This is a genomic window from Sphingopyxis sp., assembly GCF_036261875.1.
GTDB lineage: Bacteria > Pseudomonadota > Alphaproteobacteria > Sphingomonadales > Sphingomonadaceae > Sphingopyxis.
The window spans coordinates 176,999-199,502 of sequence record NZ_DATAJZ010000034.1 but is presented as its reverse complement, the minus strand read 5'-3'; the positions used below and the strand labels follow the sequence as shown (position 1 = coordinate 199,502).

19 protein-coding genes are annotated in these 22,504 nt (G+C 65.7%); 9 read left to right on the top strand and 10 right to left on the bottom strand.

Annotation, left to right across the window (positions count from 1 at the left end):
• Positions 1–40 precede the first annotated feature (40 nt).
• From lgt to VHO04_RS15565, 6 genes are all read left to right on the top strand, one after another.
• Positions 41–862, top strand: coding sequence for a prolipoprotein diacylglyceryl transferase (gene lgt, locus VHO04_RS15590; RefSeq protein WP_329629156.1), 822 nt, complete (start codon positions 41–43; stop codon positions 860–862).
• Entirely contained in the window at positions 855–1,919 is a 1,065-nt protein-coding gene (locus VHO04_RS15585) for a class I SAM-dependent methyltransferase (RefSeq protein WP_414713125.1), read from the top strand. Before lgt ends, VHO04_RS15585 begins: the two co-directional genes overlap by 8 nt.
• Positions 1,916–2,434: a GNAT family N-acetyltransferase gene (locus VHO04_RS15580; RefSeq protein ID WP_329629155.1), complete on the top strand. Its 519-nt coding sequence runs from the start codon at positions 1,916–1,918 to the stop codon at positions 2,432–2,434. The genes VHO04_RS15585 and VHO04_RS15580 overlap by 4 nt, the downstream gene beginning before the upstream one ends.
• On the top strand, positions 2,431–3,192 hold the full coding sequence (gene pgeF, locus VHO04_RS15575) for a peptidoglycan editing factor PgeF (RefSeq protein WP_329629154.1): 762 nt from the start codon (positions 2,431–2,433) through the stop codon (positions 3,190–3,192). The genes VHO04_RS15580 and pgeF overlap by 4 nt, the downstream gene beginning before the upstream one ends.
• Positions 3,193–3,323: 131 nt before the next feature.
• The gene (locus VHO04_RS15570) at positions 3,324–4,607 is read left to right on the top strand and encodes an MFS transporter (protein ID WP_329629153.1); all 1,284 of its coding nucleotides are present in this window, start codon (positions 3,324–3,326) and stop codon (positions 4,605–4,607) included.
• Positions 4,608–4,827: 220 nt separating this feature from the next.
• Entirely contained in the window at positions 4,828–6,120 is a 1,293-nt protein-coding gene (locus VHO04_RS15565) for a cystathionine gamma-synthase family protein (RefSeq protein WP_329629152.1), read from the top strand.
• A 204-nt stretch (positions 6,121–6,324) separates the two neighbouring features.
• Here VHO04_RS15565 and VHO04_RS15560 read toward each other — a convergent pair whose 3' ends face one another.
• The 4 genes from VHO04_RS15560 to VHO04_RS15545 are packed head-to-tail and all read right to left on the bottom strand — an operon-like array spanning position 6,325 to position 11,435.
• On the bottom strand, positions 6,325–7,650 hold the full coding sequence (locus VHO04_RS15560) for a citrate:proton symporter (RefSeq protein WP_329629151.1): 1,326 nt from the start codon (positions 7,648–7,650) through the stop codon (positions 6,325–6,327).
• A gap of 11 nt (positions 7,651–7,661) precedes the next feature.
• Positions 7,662–7,970 (bottom strand): DUF4387 domain-containing protein, encoded by a 309-nt coding sequence (locus tag VHO04_RS15555; protein ID WP_329629150.1) that lies wholly within the window; start codon positions 7,968–7,970, stop codon positions 7,662–7,664.
• Complete coding sequence (locus VHO04_RS15550; RefSeq protein ID WP_329629149.1) at positions 7,963–9,315, bottom strand: acyclic terpene utilization AtuA family protein; 1,353 nt, start codon at positions 9,313–9,315, stop codon at positions 7,963–7,965. The genes VHO04_RS15555 and VHO04_RS15550 overlap by 8 nt, the downstream gene beginning before the upstream one ends.
• A gap of 23 nt (positions 9,316–9,338) precedes the next feature.
• Positions 9,339–11,435 (bottom strand): TonB-dependent receptor, encoded by a 2,097-nt coding sequence (locus VHO04_RS15545; protein ID WP_329629148.1) that lies wholly within the window; start codon positions 11,433–11,435, stop codon positions 9,339–9,341.
• Positions 11,436–11,737: 302 nt separating this feature from the next.
• On the opposite strand from VHO04_RS15545, the gene VHO04_RS15540 reads away from it, so the two are divergent.
• Positions 11,738–12,412: a Crp/Fnr family transcriptional regulator gene (locus tag VHO04_RS15540; RefSeq protein WP_329629147.1), complete on the top strand. Its 675-nt coding sequence runs from the start codon at positions 11,738–11,740 to the stop codon at positions 12,410–12,412.
• Positions 12,413–12,414: 2 nt separating this feature from the next.
• Here the strand turns inward: VHO04_RS15540 and VHO04_RS15535 are convergent, their stop codons facing one another.
• The 4 genes from VHO04_RS15535 to VHO04_RS15520 all read right to left on the bottom strand — a co-directional run bounded on the left by VHO04_RS15535 (position 12,415) and on the right by VHO04_RS15520 (position 19,401).
• Positions 12,415–14,721 (bottom strand): arylsulfatase, encoded by a 2,307-nt coding sequence (locus VHO04_RS15535; protein WP_329629146.1) that lies wholly within the window; start codon positions 14,719–14,721, stop codon positions 12,415–12,417.
• Positions 14,718–15,941, bottom strand: coding sequence for a lipase family protein (locus VHO04_RS15530; protein ID WP_329629145.1), 1,224 nt, complete (start codon positions 15,939–15,941; stop codon positions 14,718–14,720). Before VHO04_RS15530 ends, VHO04_RS15535 begins: the two co-directional genes overlap by 4 nt.
• Positions 15,941–18,394: a TonB-dependent receptor gene (locus VHO04_RS15525; RefSeq protein WP_329629144.1), complete on the bottom strand. Its 2,454-nt coding sequence runs from the start codon at positions 18,392–18,394 to the stop codon at positions 15,941–15,943. Before VHO04_RS15525 ends, VHO04_RS15530 begins: the two co-directional genes overlap by 1 nt.
• Before the next feature lie 137 nt (positions 18,395–18,531).
• Positions 18,532–19,401 (bottom strand): alpha/beta hydrolase, encoded by an 870-nt coding sequence (locus VHO04_RS15520; RefSeq protein WP_329629143.1) that lies wholly within the window; start codon positions 19,399–19,401, stop codon positions 18,532–18,534.
• Between the two features lie 80 nt (positions 19,402–19,481).
• Here VHO04_RS15520 and VHO04_RS15515 point away from each other — a divergent pair, with 80 nt between their 5' ends.
• Positions 19,482–20,201: an SDR family NAD(P)-dependent oxidoreductase gene (locus tag VHO04_RS15515; protein ID WP_329629142.1), complete on the top strand. Its 720-nt coding sequence runs from the start codon at positions 19,482–19,484 to the stop codon at positions 20,199–20,201.
• An 86-nt stretch (positions 20,202–20,287) separates the two neighbouring features.
• Positions 20,288–20,932 carry a TetR/AcrR family transcriptional regulator gene (locus VHO04_RS15510; RefSeq protein WP_329629141.1) on the top strand — a complete coding sequence of 215 codons (645 nt, stop codon included), beginning with the start codon at positions 20,288–20,290 and terminating at the stop codon, positions 20,930–20,932.
• 6 nt (positions 20,933–20,938) lie between these two features.
• Here the strand turns inward: VHO04_RS15510 and VHO04_RS15505 are convergent, their stop codons facing one another.
• Together VHO04_RS15505 and VHO04_RS15500 are read right to left on the bottom strand one after the other, a co-directional pair.
• On the bottom strand, positions 20,939–22,105 hold the full coding sequence (locus VHO04_RS15505) for a thiolase C-terminal domain-containing protein (protein WP_329629140.1): 1,167 nt from the start codon (positions 22,103–22,105) through the stop codon (positions 20,939–20,941).
• The gene (locus VHO04_RS15500; protein ID WP_329629139.1) at positions 22,105–22,503 is read right to left on the bottom strand and encodes a Zn-ribbon domain-containing OB-fold protein; all 399 of its coding nucleotides are present in this window, start codon (positions 22,501–22,503) and stop codon (positions 22,105–22,107) included. The genes VHO04_RS15505 and VHO04_RS15500 overlap by 1 nt, the downstream gene beginning before the upstream one ends.
• Position 22,504 lies beyond the last annotated feature (1 nt).

Below are 22,504 nucleotides of genomic sequence, written 5' to 3'. Positions count from 1 at the left end.
CTTAGCCGAAGCGACGCAATATCTTAACTTCCGGGAATTCATGGGAGAGCATAGCGAGATCGCGTTCAGCGTCTTCGGCCTGCCGATCCGCTGGTATGCGCTCGCCTATCTCGCGGGAATCTTTCTCGGCTATTGGTATCTGCTCAAGCTGATCGCACAGCCCGGCGCCCCGATGGCGCGCCGCCATGCCGACGACATGATCTTCTATGCCATGCTCGGCATCATCCTCGGCGGCCGGCTCGGTTACGTCCTCTTCTATAATTTCGAGGTCTATTCGCAAAAGCCGCTCGATATCTTTCGCCTGTGGGACGGCGGCATGTCGCTGCACGGCGGGGTGATCGGGGTGCTGATCGCCATCTGGTATGTGACGCGCAAGGAGAAGCTCAGCTTCCTGCGCTTTTGCGACTATATCGCCTGTGTCGTGCCGATCGGGCTGTTCCTCGGCCGCCTCGCCAATTTCGTCAACGGCGAGCTGTGGGGCCGGGTCGCCTACGTCCCTTGGGCGATCGTCTTTCCGAACGGCGGCCCCGAACCGCGCCACCCGAGCCAGCTTTACGAAGCCGGGCTCGAAGGAATCGTGATGATGGCGGTGCTCGCCTTCTTCTTCTGGCGCACCGATGCGCGCTACAAGCCGGGTTTCCTGTTCGGGCTCGCGGCGATCGTCTATGGCCTCAGCCGCTTCACCGTCGAGTTCGTGCGCGAGCCCGACGTCCAGCGCCAATGGGTGGTCGACATGACCGGCCTGTCGATGGGCCAGTGGCTGACGGTGCCGATGATCCTGATCGGCCTCTGGCTCGCCCTCACCGCGAAGGGACGCCGCCAGCGCGTCGAGCCGATCGCGGGGACGGACAGCGTTGCGTGACGGTCCGCCGACCCCCGAACGGCTGATTCAGGACATCGCCGCCGCCCGGCCGACGACGGTCGCCGACTATATGGCGGCCGCGAACGCGCATTATTACGCGACGCGCGATCCGCTCGGCGCAGCGGGCGATTTCACCACCGCGCCCGAGATCAGCCAGATGTTCGGCGAGCTGATCGGCCTGTGGATCGCCGACCTGTGGACCCGCGCGGGGAGCCCGCCCTTCCGCTATGTCGAGCTCGGCCCCGGTCGCGGCACGCTCGCCGCCGATGCGCTGCGCGCGGCGGCGCGCTTCGGCTGCGCGCCGCTCGGCATCCATCTGGTCGAGACGAGCCCGACCTTGCGCGCCGCCCAATCGGCGCGGCTGCCGGAGGCCGAGCATCAGGACGAGGTCGACGCGTTGCCGGATGATGCGCCGCTGGTCATCGTCGCCAACGAATTTTTCGACGCGCTACCGGTCCACCAATATGTTCGCACCGCCGGGGGCTGGCGCGAGCGCATGGTCGAACGGCGCGACGAGGCGCTGATGCCTGTCGCGGGCGCGATTCCAGCCGACGACGCCATTCCCCCTGCCCTCCGCGACCAACCCGACGGCACGATCGTCGAGACCGCCCCGGTCGCAGCCGCGATCATCCAGCGCTGCGCCTTCCGTCTCGCGCGGCAGGGCGGCGCGATGCTGGCGATCGACTATGGCCATGCCGGTCCCGCCGCCGGCGACACGTTGCAGGCGGTACGGGCGCATCGCTTCGCCGACCCCTTCGCCGATCCCGGCGAGGCCGACCTGACCGCGCATGTCGATTTCACCGCGCTCGCCGAGGCGGCGCGGCCCGCCGGGGTGGCGGTCAGCGGCCTTGCAACGCAAGGCGACTGGCTGCGCCGGCTCGGCATCGACGCGCGGCTGAAAACATTGACGACCGCGACGCCTGGGCGCGCCGACGAGCTCAAGGGCCAGCGCGACCGGCTCGTCGAAACCGATGCGATGGGCGATTTGTTCAAGCTGATCGCCTTCACCGCCCCCGGCTGGCCGCAGCCGGCAGGATTTACCGGAGACCCCGCATGACCGCCATCCAGCTTGCGAGCGCCGAAGAGGCCGCGGAACTGTCGCGCTTCGCCGAGGCGTCCTTCGTCCACACCTTCGGCCATATCTATGACCCCGCAGACCTTGCCGCCTTCCTCGCCGACTGGAACCCGCCCGCGCGCATCGCGGCGCAGATTGCCGACCCCGAATGGACCATCGCGCTGATCCGCGGCGAAGAAGGCGCCATCCAGGGCTTTGCCAAGCTCGGCCCGATCGATTTCCCGATTCCCGCAGGGCATCCCACCGATGACGCGACCGAACTTCACCAGCTTTACGTCGCGCCCGAAGGCAAGGGCACCGGGGTCGCGGCGGCGCTGATGGACTGGGGAATCAGCTGGGCGCGGGAGCGCGCATCGATCCTCTATCTGTCGGTCTTCACCGAAAATCCGCGCGCGCAGGCCTTTTACCGGCGCTATGGTTTCGTCGATATCGGCCGGAATGCGTTCCGCGTCGGCAACCATATCGACGAGGACCGCATCTGGAGGCTCGACCTGTGACCCCGCCTTTCACCACCGCCGCGCCGCTCGCGGACGTGCCGCACGGCTTCTTCGGGCGTAGGGGCGGCGTGTCGAGCGGCGACCTCGCCTCGCTCAATTGCGGGCTCGGATCGGGCGACGATCCGGCGCTGATCGCCGAGAACCGCCGCCGCGCCGCCGATGCGATCTTGCCCGGAGCGGCACTGACGGGCCTCTATCAGGTGCATGGAAACCGCTGCGTTATCGTCGATGCGGCGAGCGATCTGGCCGCGCGGCCCGAGGCCGACGCGCTCGCGACGCGCACCCCCGGCGTGCTGCTCGGCATCCTGACCGCCGACTGCGTCCCGGTGCTGTTCGCCGATACCGCCGCAGGAGTCGTCGGTGCGGCCCATGCGGGATGGAAGGGCGCGATCGCCGGGGTCACCGACGCGACGCTGGGCGCGATGGAAAGCCTGGGCGCGACCCGCGCGCATATCGTCGCCGCGATCGGCCCGTGCATCGGCCGCGCCTCCTATGAAGTCGACGAGGGGTTCGTGCAGCGCTTCGTCACCGACGACCCCGCGAACGAGCGTTTCTTCGCGGCGGGCAAGCCGGGGCACGCGATGTTCGACATCGCCGCCTATGTCGCCGCGCGCCTCGCCGCGGCGGGGGTCGGCACCGTCGCGATCGGCGGGCAGGACACTTACGCCGAGGAAGTGGAATATTTCAGCTATCGCCGCGCGTGCCACAGGCAAGAAAATGGCTATGGGCGGCAGATTTCGGTGATCGGGCTTGCATGACGCCGCAAAAACCGAAACCACGCCCGCCATCCCGGCGAAGGCCGGGATCTCACCGGCGCGTCAGAACGATAGGGTGAGATCCCGGCCTTCGCCGGGATGACGGGTAAAGGCCGAAGGAATTGGGGGACGGAATGAAAGCCCTGGCGATACCGCGCAAGCGCCTGTTGTCGATCATCGGCGGCTCGGCGGGCAATCTGGTCGAATGGTACGACTGGTTCGCCTATGCCGCCTTCGCCATCTATTTCGCCCCGGTCTTCTTTCCCAAGGAGGACCCGACCGCGCAGCTTTTGAGCACCGCGACGATCTTTGCCGTCGGCTTCATCATGCGGCCGATCGGCGCGTGGGTGATGGGACGCTTCGCCGACGCGCGCGGGCGCAAGGCGGGGCTGACGCTGTCGGTGGCGCTGATGTTCGGCGGCTCGCTGCTGCTCGCCGCCGCGCCGACCTATGCGCAGGCGGGGCTGTTCGGCCCCGCGGTGCTGATCGCCGCGCGCATCCTGCAGGGGCTGTCGCTCGGCGGCGAATATGGCGCGAGCGCAACCTATCTTTCCGAAATGGCGCCGCGCGCGCATCGCGGTTTCTGGGCCAGCTTCCAATATCTGACGCTGATCGGCGGCCAGCTTTGCGCGATCTTCGTCGCGATCATATTGCAGGCCTTTCTGACCGAGGCCGAACTGACCGCCTGGGGCTGGCGCATCCCCTTCGTCATCGGCGCGCTGCTCGCGCTCGGCGTCTATGTGCTGCGCCGCAGCCTCGCCGAAACGCCGTCGTTCGAGAATCAGGCGGTCGACCGGCCAGTCTCGACCGCGAAGCTGCTCTGGAAGGAGCATCGGCGCGAAAGCATCCTCGTCGGGATGCTGTCGGCGGGCGGCGGGCTCGGCGCCTATACCTACATCACCTATATGCAGAAATTCCTGTTCAACAGCGTCGGCTTCGACAAGGAGACCGCGACCTGGATCATCGCCGCAGCGCTGCTGTGGTTCGCGGCGATGCAGCCGGTGTTCGGCGCGCTCGCCGATCGCTTCGGGCGCAAACCGATGCTGCTGCTGTTCGGGATCGGCGGCGCGATCGTCGCAGCGCCGACCTTCTTCGCGCTCGAAACGGTCACCTCGCCGGTGACCGCGACGCTGCTGATCCTCGTGCCGCTGACCCTGCAGAGCGGCTACACGGCGAACAATGCGCTGGTGAAGGCCGAGCTGTTTCCCGCGCATATCCGCGGGCTCGGCGTCGCACTCCCTTATGCGATCGGCAATGCGATCTTCGGCGGCACGGTCGAGATGGTCGCGCTGTGGCTCAAGGGCCAAGGAGTCGAATGGCTCTTCTATTTCTATGTCGCCGCGGTGATCGCGATGGCGGGGGTTGCGACGCTGCTGCTTCCCGAAACGAAGGAACGCAGCCTGATCGTCGAGGATTGATCGGGGGATTAGGCCCCTTCGTCATTGCGACCCCGGCGCAAGCCGGGGGAAGCAATCTCCAGCTATCGTCCTGAAAGGAGGCGGGCTGGAGATTGCTTCGTCGCTTCGCTCCTCGCAATGACGCCCCCCTCCGCGCAAACGAGGAAATGGCCCGCGCAATTTAGTTACAATCGAAACCGGTGCTGTTATAGCGGGACCGATCATTCACAGGAGCATTCCCATGGCCATGCGCGGCACCCCCAAGACGAACGGCAAGAAAATCGGCGACCGCGACCTCAGCCCCGCGACGCTGATGATGGGGCTCGGCTATGATCCCGTGCTGTCCGAAGGATCGCTGAAGCCGCCGATTTTCCTCACCTCGACCTTCGCCTTCGAAAGCGCAGCCGCGGGCAAGCGTTTCTTCGAGCATATCACCGGCAAGCGTCAGGGGCCCGCCGACGGCCTCGTCTATTCGCGCTTCAACGGGCCGAACCAGGAAATCCTCGAGGACCGGCTCGCGGTCTGGGACGGCGCCGACGACAGCCTCGTCTTTTCGAGCGGCATGTCGGCGATCGCCACCCTGCTTCTCGCGCTCGTCGGCCAGAACGACGTGATCGTCCATTCGGGGCCGCTCTATGCCGCGACCGAGACGCTGATCGCGCGCATCCTGTCGCGCTTCGGGGTCAGCTTCGTCGACTTCCCCGCCGGCGCGACGCGCGAGGAACTCGACGCGATCCTCGCGCGCGCCAAGGCGCTCGCCGCCGAAAAGGGCGGCAAGGTGTCGCTCGTCTATCTCGAAAGTCCGGCGAACCCGACCAACGCGCTCGTCGACGTCGAGGCGGTCCGCGCGGCGCGCGACGCGGCCTTTCCCGGCGAGCAGAAGCCCGCAATCGCGATCGACAATACCTTCCTCGGCCCGCTCTGGCAGCAGCCGCTGAAGCAGGGCGCCGAACTCGTCGTCTACAGCCTCACCAAATATGCGGGGGGCCATTCGGACCTCGTCGCGGGCGGCGTGTCGGGCGACCAGAAACTGATCGACGTCATCCGCCCGATGCGCAACACGATCGGCACGATCTGCGACCCCAACACCGCGTGGATGCTGCTGCGCAGCCTCGAAACGCTCGAACTGCGCATGAGCCGCGCGGGCGAGAATGCGCTGAAGGTCTGCACCTTCCTGCGCGATCATCCGAAGGTCGAGGGGCTCGGCTATTTGGGCTTCATCGCCGATCCGCGGCAGAAGGATATTTTCGACCGCCATTGCTCGGGCGCGGGATCGACCTTCTCGCTGTTCATCAAGGGCGGCGAGGCCGAGAGCTTCCGCTTCCTCGACGCGCTGAAGATCGCCAAGCTGGCGGTCAGCCTCGGCGGCACCGAGACGCTCGCGAGCCACCCCGCCGCGATGACCCACCTGTCGGTCCCCGACGAGCGCAAGAAGGCGCTGGGCATCACCGACAATCTGGTGCGCGTATCGATCGGGATCGAGAATGCCGACGACCTGATCGCCGATTTCGCACAGGCGCTGGACGCGGTCTGAACATGGCGCGGCCAAAGCGATGGGCCGGTTGCAAACGCGGACATCATCGCCCGGTCGAAGATGCCAATCTGCAGCCAACCATGCCAGTCGCTCTTTCCGCAAGGCGGCGCGCCGAACCTTGCCGGCTTCATCGCGTAAATCGGCCTCGGTAATCTCGTAGCTTGCGGACACTCTCCTTTCGTGACGCCGGTTTGCAAGCAGGCGTCATCCGGCCGAGAAAGGGATCACGCCAAACAGCAGCGCCGCACCGATAAGCACGAAGGAAAGGCAAAGCGCATATTTCCATGCAAAGCGCTGAAGATCGCCGAGTTCGATGCCCAGCAAGGCGCATTTCAGATAAACCGCTGCGACGAGCGGGCTCAGCGAGTGCATCGGTTGACCCAGGAGGGACGCCCGGCCGATCTCTTCGGCCGAAATGCCATAATGACTTGCCGTTTCGGCCAGCACCGGCACGACGCCGAAATAAAAGGCATCGCTCGACAGGAAGAAATTCATCGGGATCGAAAGCAGTGCCGTGATGCCCCCCAGATAGGGGCCGACCGCGGGCGGCAGTATGGCGAGGATCGATTTCGCCATCGCGTCGATCATCCCGGTGCCCGCCATGACGCCAGTAAAGGCGCCGGCGGCGAGAACCATCACGCCAACGCTGAGCGCATTGCCGGCATGGGCAGTGAGGCGCGCGCGCTGGTCGGCGAGCTTCGGATAATTGACAACGAGCGCGGCGGAGAGCCCGCCCATGAACAGGACCGGCAGCGGGGCGAAACGGATGACGACCATTGTCATCAGGCCCAGCGTCAGTGCGAGATTGAACCAGATCAGGCGCGGTCGCAGCGCATCGGGGTCGGCCTGAAATATCTCCGCGATGCGCCGGTCGTCCAAATTCTGATCCTTTGTCGCCTCACCTGCGTTCCCTTTGCCGAGGCGCGCGCGTTCGCGGCGGCCGAACCACAGGGCGAGCAGGAAAACGAAAAGGAGGCCCGTCGCTGCGACCGGCAGCATTGGAATGAACAGCGCCGACGGATCGACGTGCAGCGAAGCCGCGACGCGCGCGGCGGGACCGCCCCATGGACTCATGTTCATGATGATGAAGGACATGCCCCCGATCACCGCGAAGATCATCACATCGATGCCGAGGCGCCGGTAGACGGGCAGCATCGACGACACGCCGACGAGCGCAGTCGTGGTGCCGTCGCCGTCCAGACCCACCGCGCTCGCCAGCGTCGCGTGCCCGACCGTCGCCCGCGCCGGATCATTCCCGACCCAGGCGATGATGCGGTTGACGAGCGGCTGGAACAGTCCGGCATCGATCATGATACCGAAATAGAGAATCGCGAAGATCAGCATGACCGCGGTCGTCGCGACCTGCGTCACGCCTTCCATCATCATCGTTCCGGTCTGCAGGCCGGTACCGGCCAGGCAAGAAAAGACGAGCGGCACGAAGACGAGGGCAGGCACCGCAGTCATCCGCCGCGACATAACGAGCAGCATGAACACGCCGACCATGGCGAAACCGAGAATTGCTGGTGACATGCGGCCGGTTCCTAGTCGAGATCGACGGACAGCAGGGGAACGAAATATTGCCCCGCGTGCGAATCCGCATCGCCGGGCGAGCCCTGAACATGCGGGCGCGGAAAGCTGATCTTGAAGACGTGGATCGAAGGCAGCCGATACTGCCGGATCATATTCTCCGACACCCCGAACAGCCGCGCGACCGCGCGCGGCGCGAGAGCCGGCGACCCGGCGATCCGGTCGAAGCTCGCGGCATCCTCGCAGAAGATGTCGATCGTCACCCAGAAAGGGCCCGCGCTTTTCGACCGGATATATTTTGCGACATCGCCGAGCTTAGTCACGAGCACCCTCCCCGATCGTTTCGAAGACGGTTCGGGCAAACGCATCGGGGCGGTCGACCGTGACGGCATGGTTGAGCTTGAATTCATACTGGCGCCCGAGTTCGACCTCGGCCGGGGAGAAGGGAAAGGCGAAGCTCGGCAGAGGGTCGTCGGGGTTGAGCGGGAAATGGAGCAGCATGGGATTGCAATATTTGGCGATCTCGGTCGCCAGCTCCTGCGTCGGCGCCCAGACGAGCGTCATCAATCCGACCTCGTGCGGCGGCACGGCGGGCGGCACCGGATTGAGCGCGTTCATGCCATAGGCCCGGAAATCGAGGCCATAATCCGCTTCGCCCAAACCGAACACGCGCGCGATGCCGGCGCGGAGCCAGGCATCGAGATTGCCGAGCCATTCGTCGAAGCGCGCGAGCAGCTTGGGATCGGCGATCGCGCTGAACACCATCGTGCGGTAACCATGACCGCCCGCGCCTTCGAGCTTGATCGTATAGGGCACCACCTCGGCGCGCGACCCGGTGACGCGCACGCGCCGTGCGTCGAGCGCTTCATAGCGGGCATCGGCAGCGTCGAGGATGATCCCCGGTTCCTTCAGGCGAAACGGATCGGCGTTTTCATAGAGCAGATGGGCGGAGACGGTATAGGGCGTGCAACTGTTCGCGCCGTCGAGCGGCTCGATCTCGAAACCGTCAGCATCGATCGTGAAGAACACCCCGCCCCGCCGCGTCTCGATCGTGCAGAGCCCGCCGCATTCCGCAGTTTTCGCGGCGTGCCACGAGGCCCCTGCGGGAAACCCGCGCATCAGCGGCACGGCCGACAGGACCGCCGTATCGGTCGTCCGCCCCGAAAGCACGATGTCGGCCCCGTCCGCGATCGCTTCCGCCAAAGGCTCGTAGCCGAGCAGGCCGACAATATGCTCGCACTCCTCCACCCGTTCCGCCGTCAGCGGCAGCGCGGGATCGAGCGGCGCGGTGCGCCCCGTTTGGATATAGGGAAGCAGCGCGCCGGGCCCGATTTCGGAATAGACGAGCGCGAGCCGCGCCTGGAACCCCTCCTCGCGCGCGATCTCACGGGCGATGTCCGCCATCCAGTCGACCCCGGCGTCGGTTCCCGATGTTCCGCACGATCCGACGAGCAGCGGGACGCCGAGCCGGTCGCGCGCGAGCATGAGCTGGCGCAAGTCGTGTTTGGTGGCCTGCCGCGTCATCTTCGACGTGCCGGTGCCGAGATAATAGGGCCCGCTGTCGGTCGAGCCGCCATCGACCGCGATACAGTCGGGCGCGAGCGAAACGCCGCGCGCCAGCGCCTCGTCGGGGCAGCCCGAGCCGAGCACCCCCGAGGGCACGAGCACGCGGCAGGAAGCGGGCGCCTCCTTCACTGGAACTTGGCCCGCAGGGTCACGCCGAACTGCCGCGGTGCGCCATATTGGACATATTGATAGACGCCGCCATTGGTCTGCCAGATCCGGTAGACCTTGTCGGTCAGATTATGCCCCCACAGCTGCACCGAATAACGGTCGTCGAAATTATAGGTGAGGCTCGCGTCCCACAAAGTGCGCGGTTTGCGATATTCCTTATAGTCGTTGATGTTGTTTTCGAACGCATCGCTCTGATAGTCCATCGACACTTCGGCGCGCAGCCATCCCCAGGCCGCGTCGCGCGCACTCTGCAGCCCCAGCGTCGCATTGACGGCATGTTTCGGCGTCCGGCTCATCCGGTTGCCCGCACCGTCGACGAAGGTCGGCGTGCCGTCCGCCAGATAGGCCGAAGTCTGGATGAAGCGCGTGAAATAGGGATGGAGATAGGTATAGCGGACGTTGGCGTCGATCCAGGTCGCGGGCTGGAAGACGAACTCGGTTTCCACCCCCTTGATCGTGGCATCGGCGGAATCGATCGCGACGCGCGTTCCTACCGGCGCCTGCGCGGCGTCGGGGACATATTTGATCGTCTGGAAATCGCGATAATCCATCCAGAAGGCCGAGACATTGGCGCGAAGCGTGCGACCGAACCAGTCGGTCTTGAGGCCGATTTCGTAGTTGGTCAGCCGTTCGGGATCGGTCGGAATCCGGGCCAGTTCCGCACTACCCGGCTGTTCCTGAAACGCGCCCGACTTGAACCCCGTCGACACGGTCGCAAAGGCGAAGACATTGTCGCTGAAACGATAATCGGCACCGACGCGATAGGTGAACACGCCCTTGTCGAACACGCCCGGCGTCGTCTCGGTATCATAGCTCGTGACCGGAGCCGCCAGCGGCCCCTGCAGGCGCCGCGCCCGATAGACCTTCTTTTCCTGGGTGAAACGTCCGCCGGCGAACAGGCGCAAGCCGAAGTCGAACTTGTACTGCGCTTCGCCGAACACGGCATAGCTGTTGTTGACCGAATGGCCGAAGAAGCGATTGATCGTCGTCGGCGTCACCGACTGCTGCGTTTCGCGCTCGCGATAGACGTCGTCGCGGTTGTAGAAGACCCCCGCAACCCAGCTGAAGGGGCCATTGCCGAGCGACGAAAGGCGGCTTTCGACCGAATAGGAATCGGCCTGCTCGCGCGCCAGCACCTGCAACCCGCTTACTGGCAGCCCCGTCGCCGCATTGGTCGCCGCGTCGGTGCCGTCGAGATCGTTCGAGAAATCATAGTCGAGCGTCCGCCACGCCACGACCGTCGTCCAGTTCGCGAAACCGAGCGCATCGGTCGAGAGTTCACCGCGCAACCCGCCCGTCTTCGATTTGGTGAACCCCAACCGGTCGGGATTGGCGCGGCGCGGATTGTCGAAATCGGCATAGCCGACGCCCGGCGTGAACGGGTTGAGCAGCACGTTGAACCGCGAACTGTCCGAAAGATCCTGCTTGGCAATGTCGCCAGTCAGCAGCAGCCAGGTATCCGGCGACAGGTCGGCGCGCACATGCAGACGGGCGCTGAGCTTGTTTTCGTCGTCGAGCGCGCGGCCATCGAAGGTCTTGCGAAAGCCGTCGTTGGTCACCGCGCCCAGCGTCAGGCGCGCTGCCAATCCGTCGGTGATCGGCGCGTTGAGCATCAGATTACCGTTCATCTGGCCATATTCGCCGAAGGTCAGCTGGGCATTGGCTTCGGCATGGTCAACCGGCTTGGCGGTCACGAAATTGACCGAGCCCGCAACGACATTCTTGCCCCACAGGGTGCCCTGCGGTCCCTTGAGCACCTCGACGCGCTGCATGTCATAGAAGTCGATGCCCAACATGGCCGCGCGGCCAAGATAGACGCCGTCGAGAAAGGCGACCGACGACGGATCGCCGCCCGCGCCCTGATTGCTGCTGCCGACGCCGCGGAAGAAAGGACGCGGCGCAGCCTTGGGGAAAGCGTCGAAATTGATCCCCGGCGTCGCCTGCGCCAGACGGCTGAAATCGGTGATGCCCTTTTCTTCGAGCTGGACGCCCGAAAAGGCCGTGACGGTGATTGGCGCGTTCTGCAGCGATTCCTCGCGGCGGCGGGCGGTCACGATGATCTCGCCGATGCCGCCTTCGCTGGCCTGGGTCTCCGTGCCGGCGTCGCTCGCGGGCGGAGCCTCTTGCGCCAGCGCCGGAGTTGCGACGGTCAGGGCAAGCGCGCCCGAAGCCCGAAGCAGATTGCGTGTCGTAGATGTAATATCGCCTCTCCTGTTCCGTGAGCCGGATTGGGCCGGTCCCGTGATTCGGGGGCTGTGTGCACCGAAGCGACGCACGAGGCATGACACCTATGTTACACAGGGCTGCGGCACGATGATGCTACAACCGCAAGAAGGAGAGAAGGCGGAACCGGCCCATGCAGAGGATCATTACCCACGAGAACTGGATCGGCGACTTGCCCGCGCCGGTCCGCGACGCAGTACTCGCCCGGACGGTCGAGGTGATCGTCGAACCCGGCGAAGTCATCGCCGAAGCCGGCCGCGACGCGAACCGGATATTCCAGGTCGTCGAAGGCTATGTTCGCCTCGTCGGTCTGCACGAGGACGGCAGCGAGGCGCTGATCACCATCTATGTCGCGGGCAACTGCTATGCCGAAACGGCGATGGTGTCGCGGCGCCCCTATAATCACACGTCGGTGGCGATGGTACGGAGCCGCATCCGCATTCTCCATGAACGCGATTTCTGGGATCTTTATTACAGCCACGCGGCGATCCCCGAGGCGCTGTGCCGGAAATTCGCCGACGCGATCAGCCGCCAGCTCGCGGCGCGCGAAATGCGCGCGACCACACGTCTCCGCCAGCAGATCGCCAATATGTTCGCCGATTTCGCCGAGCGATGCGCCGGCAGTCCGGCCGGTGGCCCGATCGAACTCGATTTTCCGTTCACGCAGAGCGACATCGCGAGCATCTTCGACGTAACGCGCCAAAGCGTGCAGCGCGAAATCACCTTCTTCAAGGATCATGGGCTCGTCGAGAAGCGCGGCGGATTCTGGGTGGTGATCAACCTCCAACAACTACGCCGGACGGGTTGAAATTAGCCCGGCGGCGATGACACGACGAAGCGAGTCTCGCCGATCTTGCCGTCGAACCCGAAGGGCGCATCGATGCCGTCGAGAACGGTTGTGCCCGGATCGGCCCCGATGTCGAACGTCTCGTTTCCCGAAAAGATGAAGACGGAGAGCGCACCCTGGAAAGATGACGTGGCGACATCCTTGCCGTCGACACTGATCGTCGCGCGCGCCTCCTCGGGTCCGATCCGGTCGAAGCGGAGGCCGATTTGGGACTTTCCGGTCAGCCTGCCGGGTGCCGCGAGGCGCGACAGCTTGCCGTCCATCGTCCGCAGCGCCAGGACAGGAACGCCGTCGCGCAGATAGAGACCGAGGCCGCCGAACCGCCCCCCCATCGCCATCAACGTCCCGTTGCCGCGCTGCCCCGGATCGACGGCCATCGTCATCGTGAAGCTGTGGGTATGAATCGGCGGAGCGAGCGCTTCCGGAATCCGGCTCACCCGTCCCTGATAGCGGAACAGCCCGCCGGTTTCGGCCAGCCGGCGCTCGGCCTTCGCGGCCATCAGCCGCTGCGCCGCCCCCGTGTTGGTCAGCGGGTAGACGTTATATTTTCTCGCTTCGCGGTCGAACAGGCGCTGGAGTTCGGCCAGCTTTCGCGGATTTTGCGCGGCGAGGTCATGCAGTTCGTTGAAATCGCGCCGCTGGTCGAAAAGCTGCCATCCCTGATCGGTGATCGGAGGCTGCTTCTTGAAATCCCAGGTCTGCAGCCGGTGCGGCATGACCGCCTTCCAACCGTCCGCCCAGATGGAGCGATTGCCGTACATTTCATAATATTGGACTTTTTTGGCGTCCGGCGCGCCCGCATCGGCGAAGCTATAGGTCAGCGACGTGCCGCTGATCGGTTGCTGGCGGACGCCGTTGACGATCGCCGCGGGCTTTACGCCGGCGGCTTCGAGAAGCGTCGGCATCACATCGCTGATATGGGCATATTGGCTGCGGATCTCGCCATGCGCCGCAATCCCCCTTTGCCAGGCGACGATCAACGGAACGTGGATCCCGCCCTCGAACGCCGTCTGTTTGTAATAGCGGAAGGGCGTGTCGCCGGCGACGGCCCAGCCGACGGGATAAAGCGGATAGGTGCCACGCCGCCCCCATTCGTCGATATGCGCGAGATTTTCCGCGACGGTGGCGAAACGCCCGTTCGCCATCAATTGCTCGCTATAGGTGCCCGACACCGCGCCTTCGCCGCTCGCGCCATTGTCGGAAGTGACGACGATGATCGTGTTGTCGAGTTCGCCCTGTGCCTCGAGCGCATCCAATATCCGCCCGAATTCATGGTCCGCATGGGCGAGCTGAGCGGCAAAGGCCTCCATGGCGCGCGCATAGAGGCGGCGTTCGTCCGCCGAAAGTTCGGCCCAGGGCTTCATGCCCTCGGGTCGCGGCGGGAGTTCCGCGTCCGCGGGCACCAGTCCGAGCGCTTTCTGCCGCGCGAGTATCCTTTCCCGCGCAACGTCCCATCCTTCGTCGAATTTGCCGCGATAGCGCGCGAGCCATTCGTCGGGGGCATGGTGCGGCGAATGCCCGGCGCCGGTGGCCCAATAGAGGAAGAAGGGAGCCCGCGCGCCCCCTGCCGCCTGCCGCGCGCCGATCATCGCGATCGCGCGGTCGGCCATGTCGCTGCTCAGATGATAGGCGGGATCGGCCGGAAGCGGCGCAGGGCTGTGGTCGCTCCACAGCAGCGGCGCGAAATTGTCGGCGTCATAGGAAAGGAAACCGTAGAAGCGATCAAACCCCTGGCCGCTCGGCCAATAGGTGAAGGGCCCCGCGGCCGACGCGTCGCGCGGCGGCAAATGGTCCCACTTGCCGACAGCGAAGGTTTCATAGCCCGCCTGGCGGAGATTTTCGGCGATGGTCCCCGCGCTGCGCGGGACAAGCGCATCCTGCCCCGGAAAGCCGATCGCCATCGCCGAATGCCCGCCGACATGAACTTCGTGCGAATTGCGCCCGGTCAAAAGGGAAGCGCGGCTCGCCGAGCAGATCGGGGTCGAATGATAATTGGAATAGCGCAGCCCCATCGCCGCCACGCGGTCGATATTGGGGGTATCGACGAGGCCGCCATAGGCCGACAATTGCCCGAAACCGGTATCGTCGATCACCCAGACGAGAATATTCGGAGCGCCCTGTCGCGCCGCGGGCCGCACCACGGGCCCCTCCACCGACGTGTCGATCGTCCGGCCGATCACCGCCTGCCCGGCTGCGGTCGGCGCCGCAGCGACGACGGCCGCGGTCAGTGCGAGCCAGGATAGCCGCGCGTGCAAACGGTGGGCCTTCATAAAGCCCGACAGGTCGCGGCGACGGGAATGCCCCCGACCGCGGCTCTGGCAAAGCCGATGGCGTCGGCGGCCGCGGCGTTCACGACGCCCGAATGGTCCTTGTCCTTGTAGATGCGAGCCTCGACCGTGTTACCGCGGCTGCACAGGTCGTTGACCAGCGTCAGCGTCGTCATCGGCAGCGCGGCGGTGTCGGTCGAGCCGATCCCGAAGAACAGCGGCATGTCGAAAGCGAGCAACGGAAAGGACCGCAGGTCGACATCGGTATCCCAGAGCGTCTTCAACATACCGGGCCGAAAGGTCCGTGCCGGATCGAGCCCCTTGGCGGCGGCTTCCTGCATCAGTTCGGGCAGGCAGGCGCTGCCGACATGGGCCTCGAGCTCGCGGCCCTGCGGCGTGAATATCTCGTCGGCCGACAAATCCGGATGGATACGGCTCAGTTCATAGCCGATCATCGCATAGGCGCCGGTGACCATGACGTCGGTCGCGCTCGAGGCAAGGCCGCTTTCGATCGCGGCTTTCGACAGATTGGGCGCCCCCGTCGCCACGACGCCGCGGATCGCGAGATCGGGCGCATAGGCGGGTGCATAGCCCGCCGCGGCGACGACCGCCCCCGCGCCCTGCGACTGGCCGGCGAGGATGACCTGGTTCGCCGCATGATAGCGCGGCGTGGCGAGCAGCGCCCGGGCGCTGTCGAGCAGGCTGTAGGAATGGGCGCGATAGTTGGAATAGGGATGGATCCCCGGCGTCCCCAATCCCTGATAGTCGCTGGCCACCACGATGAAGCCGCCGCTCAGCCAGCTCGACAGATATTGGCTGTCGCGCGCCCCGCGCGGCCTGGCCGACGGCGCGCAGATGTCGGCGATGCCCGTGGTGCCGTGCGCCCACGCCATGATCGGCCATCCGCCGGCCGGCGGCTCGCCCTTCGGCACGAATACCGCGGCGGATACCGCAACGACGCCATGGTCGGTAATGCCGTCGCGCGCCGTGTAGAGGATGCGGACCGCTTTCGCCGCGCCGGGCACCGAATAGTCCGCGGGCAGCGGCTCTTCGGCGACGATGGCGCCCGGATCGGCGGGGAGCGCGCCGCGCCAGTCATAGAAAGCGGGAAGGCCGCCGTCGCCGACATCGCCCCCGCCGGGAGCGGCGCGAAGCGCGGGCGACAGGACCATCGCCGCCGCCAGCACCACGGTGAGGCGCAGCGACGTCCTCCTCCGCCGCATCAGAATTTCACCGACGCTTCGAGATAGATTTCGCGCGGATTGTCGACGAAGGCCGACATGTCAGCCCGGACGCCGGCGGCCGGGGGCGTGGCCGTCGACCCGGTCCCCGTCCCGCCCGCAAAGGGGATGTCGGAACCGCCCGTCACCACATATTTATTGCCGAGGTTGCGGCCGATCAGGGCAAGGCTCCAGCGCTTGTCGGGGCCGTTGAGCCGCAGCGACGCATCGAATTTGGTGAAGCCCGACTGCACGGCATCGGGGCGCAGCGTGTCGGAGAAATTATATTTGGAGCTATAGCTCATGTCGCCGTTCAATTCGAGCGACCAACCCGAATCCGACAGCGGGACTTCATAGCCGGCACCAAGCCGACCCGCCCAGCGCGGCGCCTTGGGCGGCGTGCGGCCGTCATAATCCTGGCTCGTATAGTCACCGGTCGCGCCGGCAAGCAGGTTGCAACCCTCCGCGACCGTCTGCCCCGCATAGCATTGGCCGACGTAGTCCTTGTACTGCGCATGATTATAGGCGAGCGCGCCGCGCAGCGAAAAGCCGCCCGAACGCCAGTTGAAATCGCCCTCGATCCCCTGAACGCGCAGCGTGCCGGCGTTGGCGACGACCTGGCCGATGGTCACCGGGTCGAAACTCTGCACCTGCAGGTCGAGATAGTCGTAGAGATAGGCCGTGGCGTTGAGCGACAGCGCGCCGCCCAGCAGAATGGCCCGTGCCCCGGCCTCGCCGCCGCGAGCGCGCTCGGCACCGAACTGCCCGGCCGCGACGCTGGCCCCGGGCGTCAGCGACTGCGAGATGTTGAAACCGCCTGATTTGAAGCCCTCCTTGTAGGCGGCATAGAAAGTCAGGTCGCGCGACGGCTTGTAGCGCAGCGTGACCTGCGGCGAGACATCGCCTTCGCGATAGCGATCGTCAAGCCGAATACCCGCCGGGAAGGCGGCCGCGAAAGCGGCGTGCGCGGGCAGCGATTCCTGATAGGAATCGCGCGATTCATAGCTCCAGCGCGCGCCCGCCGCGAGTTCGATCGCTTCGGACAGATTGGCCGTCACCTCGCCGAACGCCGACATCGAACTGCCGCTGAAGCCATTGTCGCGCTTGAAGGTGACATAGGTGCCGGTGGACGGATCGATCGGCACCGGGAAGATATAGGCGTCGGTGTTGAAGATGAACTTGTTGCTCGACGCGAACAGCCCGAACAGCACGTTGACCGGCCCGTCCCATTTCGACTGGAAGCGCAGCTCCTCGGCGGTCTGGCGATAGTCGGCGAGCTGCGAGAAGCTCGCCGGATAGGCTTCGCCCGACACATTGTTGAGATCGGTCTGCTTGAAGCGGTAATAGGAAGTGATCGACGTCACGTCGAACACGTCGCTGGTCAGCGTCGCGGTCAATATGCCGTAGCCGGACTTCAGGCGCGAATACATGCGGCCGTCCCCGGCATAGCGATAATTGGCCTCGGCCACCGCGACCGGCAGGGTCGAGCTGTCCGAGCGGCCGTCGATCGCGCAATCGGCATTGGGGCTCGGCGGAATGCCGTTCGCGGAGGAAGGAACGGTGCGACCGCCGCCGCAGATACGTTCGATCAGGTCGGTCGGCCCGCCGTCCTTCTGGTCGGTATAGCCGGTCTTGAGCTGGAAGGTCAGGTTGGGCGCCGCGTCCCATTCGATCGTCGCGCGGCCGCTGTAGGTGCGGCCGCCGCCGCGATATTTGCTGTTGCGGTGCCGTTCCATGCCGAGCGGGTCGAGATAGGTTTCGGCAGCGGTGTTGGTGAAGGCGCCCTCGCTGTCCGAAAGGCGGAACGCCAGGCGCGCGCGAAGCGTGTCGGAGAGCGGGCCGGAGATATAGCCTTCGCCATATTTCTCTTTCGCCTCGAAGCCATAGCCGGCCTTGAAACCCGCCTCGAAGAAATCCTTCGGGCTGTTGGTCGTCACCGAGATCAGACCCGCGGTCGCATTTTTGCCAAAGAACAGCGCCTGCGGCCCCTTGAGCACCTCGACCCGCTGGACGTCATATTGGCTGAGGCTGATCTCGCGGCCCCGGCTCATCGGCATACCATCGACGACGAAAGACACCGACTGATCGAAACCGGCGCTGAGCGCGGTCGAACCCACGCCGCGCAGAAAGATGCTGGCCGAAGAGCCGGAGGCCGCCTTGCCCGCAACCATCGTCGGAACGAGCGAAGCCATGTCGGTAAATTCGGTGACCGCATAATTGTCGAGCGCCGCACCGCCGAGTGCTGTGATCGCGACCGGCGCGTCGATCAGCCGTTCGTCGCGGCGGCGCGCGGTGACGATGATCTCGCCCTCGGTCGGGGCGCTTGCCGTCTCGTCCGCAGGTGCCGTTTCAGTTGCGGCGGTTTGGGCATGGGCGGGAAATGCCATCCCGGCGGCGGCGATGATCGATGCCAGACAGGCGTGGCGGATAGCGCGAAGCGAAGCACTGCGGTCCATGACGGGTCCTCTCCAAAACGGGCCGTCATCTGCGGCCTTGCGCAATAACCTATCTTCATTAGATTTAATGTCAATCGAGAAAATTAACGCCGTAAGGTTTTTGTGATGCAGATATAAATATTTGATATATATTATTTTTATTTCGCCGCCTGCGCATCGGCTGACAGGATGCGCCGCGCGAAACCGATCACGCCGTCGTTGAAAGCATCGTTGCGATCGCCGGCAACCATATGCCCCGCTCCCGCCACGTCGAGCAGTTCGAGCCGCGGCAGCATATCCCGAAAGGCGGCGATACCGGCGTCGCTCACCACGTCGCTGGCAAGGCCGCGCACCAGAAGCACCGGCAGATTCGGCAGGCCGGCGAGCGAGCGCGCCGCGTGCTGGACGACGGCATGATGATGTTCGGGAGCGGCGGCGATGATTCGCGGGTCCCAATGCCAGCGGAACCGCCCGTCCGGCCGCATGCGCAGATTCTTCATCAGGCCGCTGTGGTCCGCCGACGCCCGGTGCCGGGGATTATAGGCCGCGACCGCCGCGGCGGCGTCATCGACGGTGGCGAAACCGTCGAGATGGTCGCGCATGAAGGAGACGATGCGGCCGATGCCGCGCGGATCGGGCTCCGGCACGATATCGACGAGCACGAGGCCGGATGGACGGAGCCCACGATCGATTGCGACGATCGACGTCGCCCCGCCCAGCGACGCGCCGACGAGCAGGAAGGGCACATCGAGATTCGCCGCGATCGTCGCCAGATCGTCGGCGCGGTCGGTCAGTTGATAGGCGCCTTCGGGCGACCAGTCGCTCTCGCCATGCCCGCGCGCATCATAGTTGACGACCTGAAACCCTTCGGCGAGCAGCCGCTCGACCGCGCGGCTCCAGCTATGCCGCGTCTGCCCGCCGCCGTGGAGCAGGATGACCGCAGGGGCATCGGCGCTTCCCCCCCGGTCGCCGACCAGCCTGACGCCATCGCGCGCCACGAAGACGGTTCGCCTCAACTTGCCGGTCATTGCCTGTCCCTCCTGCTTGCCAAAAGCCTGCGCTTCGCATTATCTAACGTCAATAGATTTATGATTTTGGGAGATGCAGGATGATCCGGTTCGATTTTCAGGGCAAGCGCGCGCTGGTGACGGGCGGCACGCAGGGGATCGGGCTGGGCATCGCGGAAGCGTTCGCCGATAGCGGAGCCGACGTGATCGTCACCGGGACGCGGCCGAGCGCGGGCGAATATCCGGACGATCTGTCGCGCTTCGCCTATGCACAGGCTCGCCTCGACCGGCCCGCCGACCGCGCCGCACTCGTCGAGGCCGCGGGTGCGATCGACATTCTCGTCAACAATGCCGGCCAGGCGCACCCCGACGAATATTCGATGGAAGGCTATGGCCGCGTGATCGAGGTCAACCTCAACGCCGCCGCCGAACTCTGCTATCTTTTCCACCCGGTCCTGCGCGACCGCGGCGGTGCGATCGTCAACGTCGGCTCGTGCGCCAGCTTCATCGCGATCGGTTATGCGCCGGCCTATACCGCGAGCAAGACGGGCCTGTTGGGCTTCACCCGCGCGGTTGCCGACCAGTGGGCGCGCGACGGCGTGCGCGTCAACCTGGTCGCCCCCGGCTTCATCGAAACGCGTATGACGGCAGCGGTCCGCGCCGACGAACGCAAGGCGGGCAACACATTGCGCGCGATCCCGGTGCGCCGCTTCGGCACCCCGGCCGAGGTCGCGGCGGCGGCGCTGTTCCTTGCCTCCCCGCAAGCCTCCTACATCACCGGCCAGAGCATCGTCGTCGATGGCGGCCTGATGCTGCGGTGATGGAATATGAACCCTAAACCGACTCCTTTTAGGCTGGCACTTGCGCGCCGCTGCTGCCATGAGCGGCCGAAACAGGGGAAATCCTTTTGGCACGACCATCCAAACCGCTGATCTCGCGCAGCAATGCCGCCGAAGCCGCGCTCGAGGTGATCGACGAACATGGGCTGGAGGCCCTGAGCCTCGGTCTCGTCGCCAAGAAGCTCGGCGTCCGCCCGCCCTCGCTCTATCATCATTTCAAGGACAAGTCGGAGCTTCTTCAGGAAGTCGCGCGCATCATGCTCGTGCGCATCACGCTGATGGACAGCGGCGATGAATCCTATGAGGAGCGCATCATCGACATCTGCGTCTCGACGCGCCGCGCGATGCTCAAGCATCCCAACGCCGCGCCGCTGATCCTGCGCTATTTCCCCAAGCATATGCTGCTGGCCGCTTATGACCGGGCGGCGCGCGACGAACCCTTTCCGACATCGATCCAGCTTGTCGTGATCGAAGCGATCGAACGGCTGACCTATGGCACCGCACTGTTCGAGGCGGCGGCTCGCGCCCGCGGCGTCGCGCCGATGCCCTTTGTCGATCCGGGCAAATATCCCAATCTCGCCAAGGCGATCGCCGACAGCCCGTTCGACGACGAGGCGTTGTTCGTCGAATCGCTCCGCATCTTCCTGACCGGAGTGCGCGCACGCCTCGATCAAGGCACGGTCGGCAAGTCGCTCAAACCCGCGACGGCCTGACGGGATTCACGGCACCTCGTTTCCGAAGATCGCCGAGCTGACCGTCGGCGCGCCGGGGCCGCCCGCGAGCAGGCAGGTCCGGGCGCCGGGCACCGGATTGGCGGACTCGCCGCGCAGTTGCTTCACCGCCTCATAGGCGGTGCCGATGCCGTGGATGAAGCCTTGCGCGAAATTGCCGCCTCCGGTGTTCACCGGCAGCTTGCCGGTCGGCGCGATCAGATTGTCGAAGCGGACGACCTCGGCAACATTCTCATAGGTGCAGAAGCCGTGATCGATCAGCGAGGCGACGCCCTGCGCGCTGAAATTCTCGTAAAGCTGGACGACGTCGATGTCGGTTGGCAAAAGCCCGGTCTCGGCATAGAGCCGCCGCGCGATCGGGCGAAAGCCCGCGGTCGGATAGAGCGCTTCGTCGTCATTCTCGAGCAGATCCCCCCACCCCTTCTCGGCGCCGTTCGCGCAGCCGAGCAGATAGACGGGCGGCTTCTTCAGGTCGCGCGCGCGCTCGGCCGACACGATCAGGAACGCGGCGGCGCCGTCATTCTCGCGGCTGCAGTCGAACAGGCGGAACGGCTCGGCGATCCAGCGCGAACTCCGCATCTCTTCCAGATCGAGCTCGGTCCGATAGGCCACCGCCTCGGGGTTACGCGATCCGTGATAATAGGAGGCGCGCACCAGTTCCTCGGCGACCGATCGCGGCACGCCATGATGTTCGTACATCCGGTTGGCGCGGATCGCGCAGACCTGCGCCGGCGCGACGATCCCCGCCGCGAGCATATGATCGTTGAGATGGTGCGCCATCACCGCCGCCGACAGGCGCCCGCTCGATCCCTCGACCAGCGCGCGGAAGACGACGACCGCGCTCGCCTGCCCCGACAGAATCGCCGCCGCGGCGAGCCCGAAGGCGCCCGCGACGCCGCCGCCGCCGCCGCCCCAGACGACGCTCGACCATTTGAGCTCGCGCGTGCCGAGCGCCGGCATCACCCGCACCGGCTCGTTCTTGTCGTCGCCGTAGGAGACGAAGCCGTCGACCTCGGCCGGATCGAAGCCCGCATCGGCGCAGGCGGCGCGGATCGCCTCTGCCAGCACGCCCTGCTCGGGCAGCGGCGAGGCGCCGCGCCGATACTGGCGCATCCCGATGCCCGCGACCGCGGTGGTTCCATAAAGCGGATGCATCAGCCGCGGCTCCAGATAATCGTGGGAATGTCGCGGCCTTCGACGCGCGTCGCGCCGACCCGGCCCGTGATCGCTTCGCCGATCAGCGGGTCGATCTGGTCGGGATCGTCGAGGCGTCCGAGCAAGCGGATGCCGCAATCGTCGACCGTCGCGACGATCGAGACGAACGGCAGGTCGAGGCTTTCGGTGAAGCCGAAGCGGTGCCACGTCCGGGTCCACGAAAAGATCGCGCCCGCCATCGCCCGCTCGACCCATTGGATCTCTTCGCTGCCGCACGTCCCGCAGCGGCTCAATGCGGGCCACAGCCATTCGCCGCAGCCGCCGCAGCGCGGGAGCAGCAGCCGCCCTTCGGCCAATCCGTTCCAGTAGGGCGCGTCGGCGCCGTCGTTGATATTCATC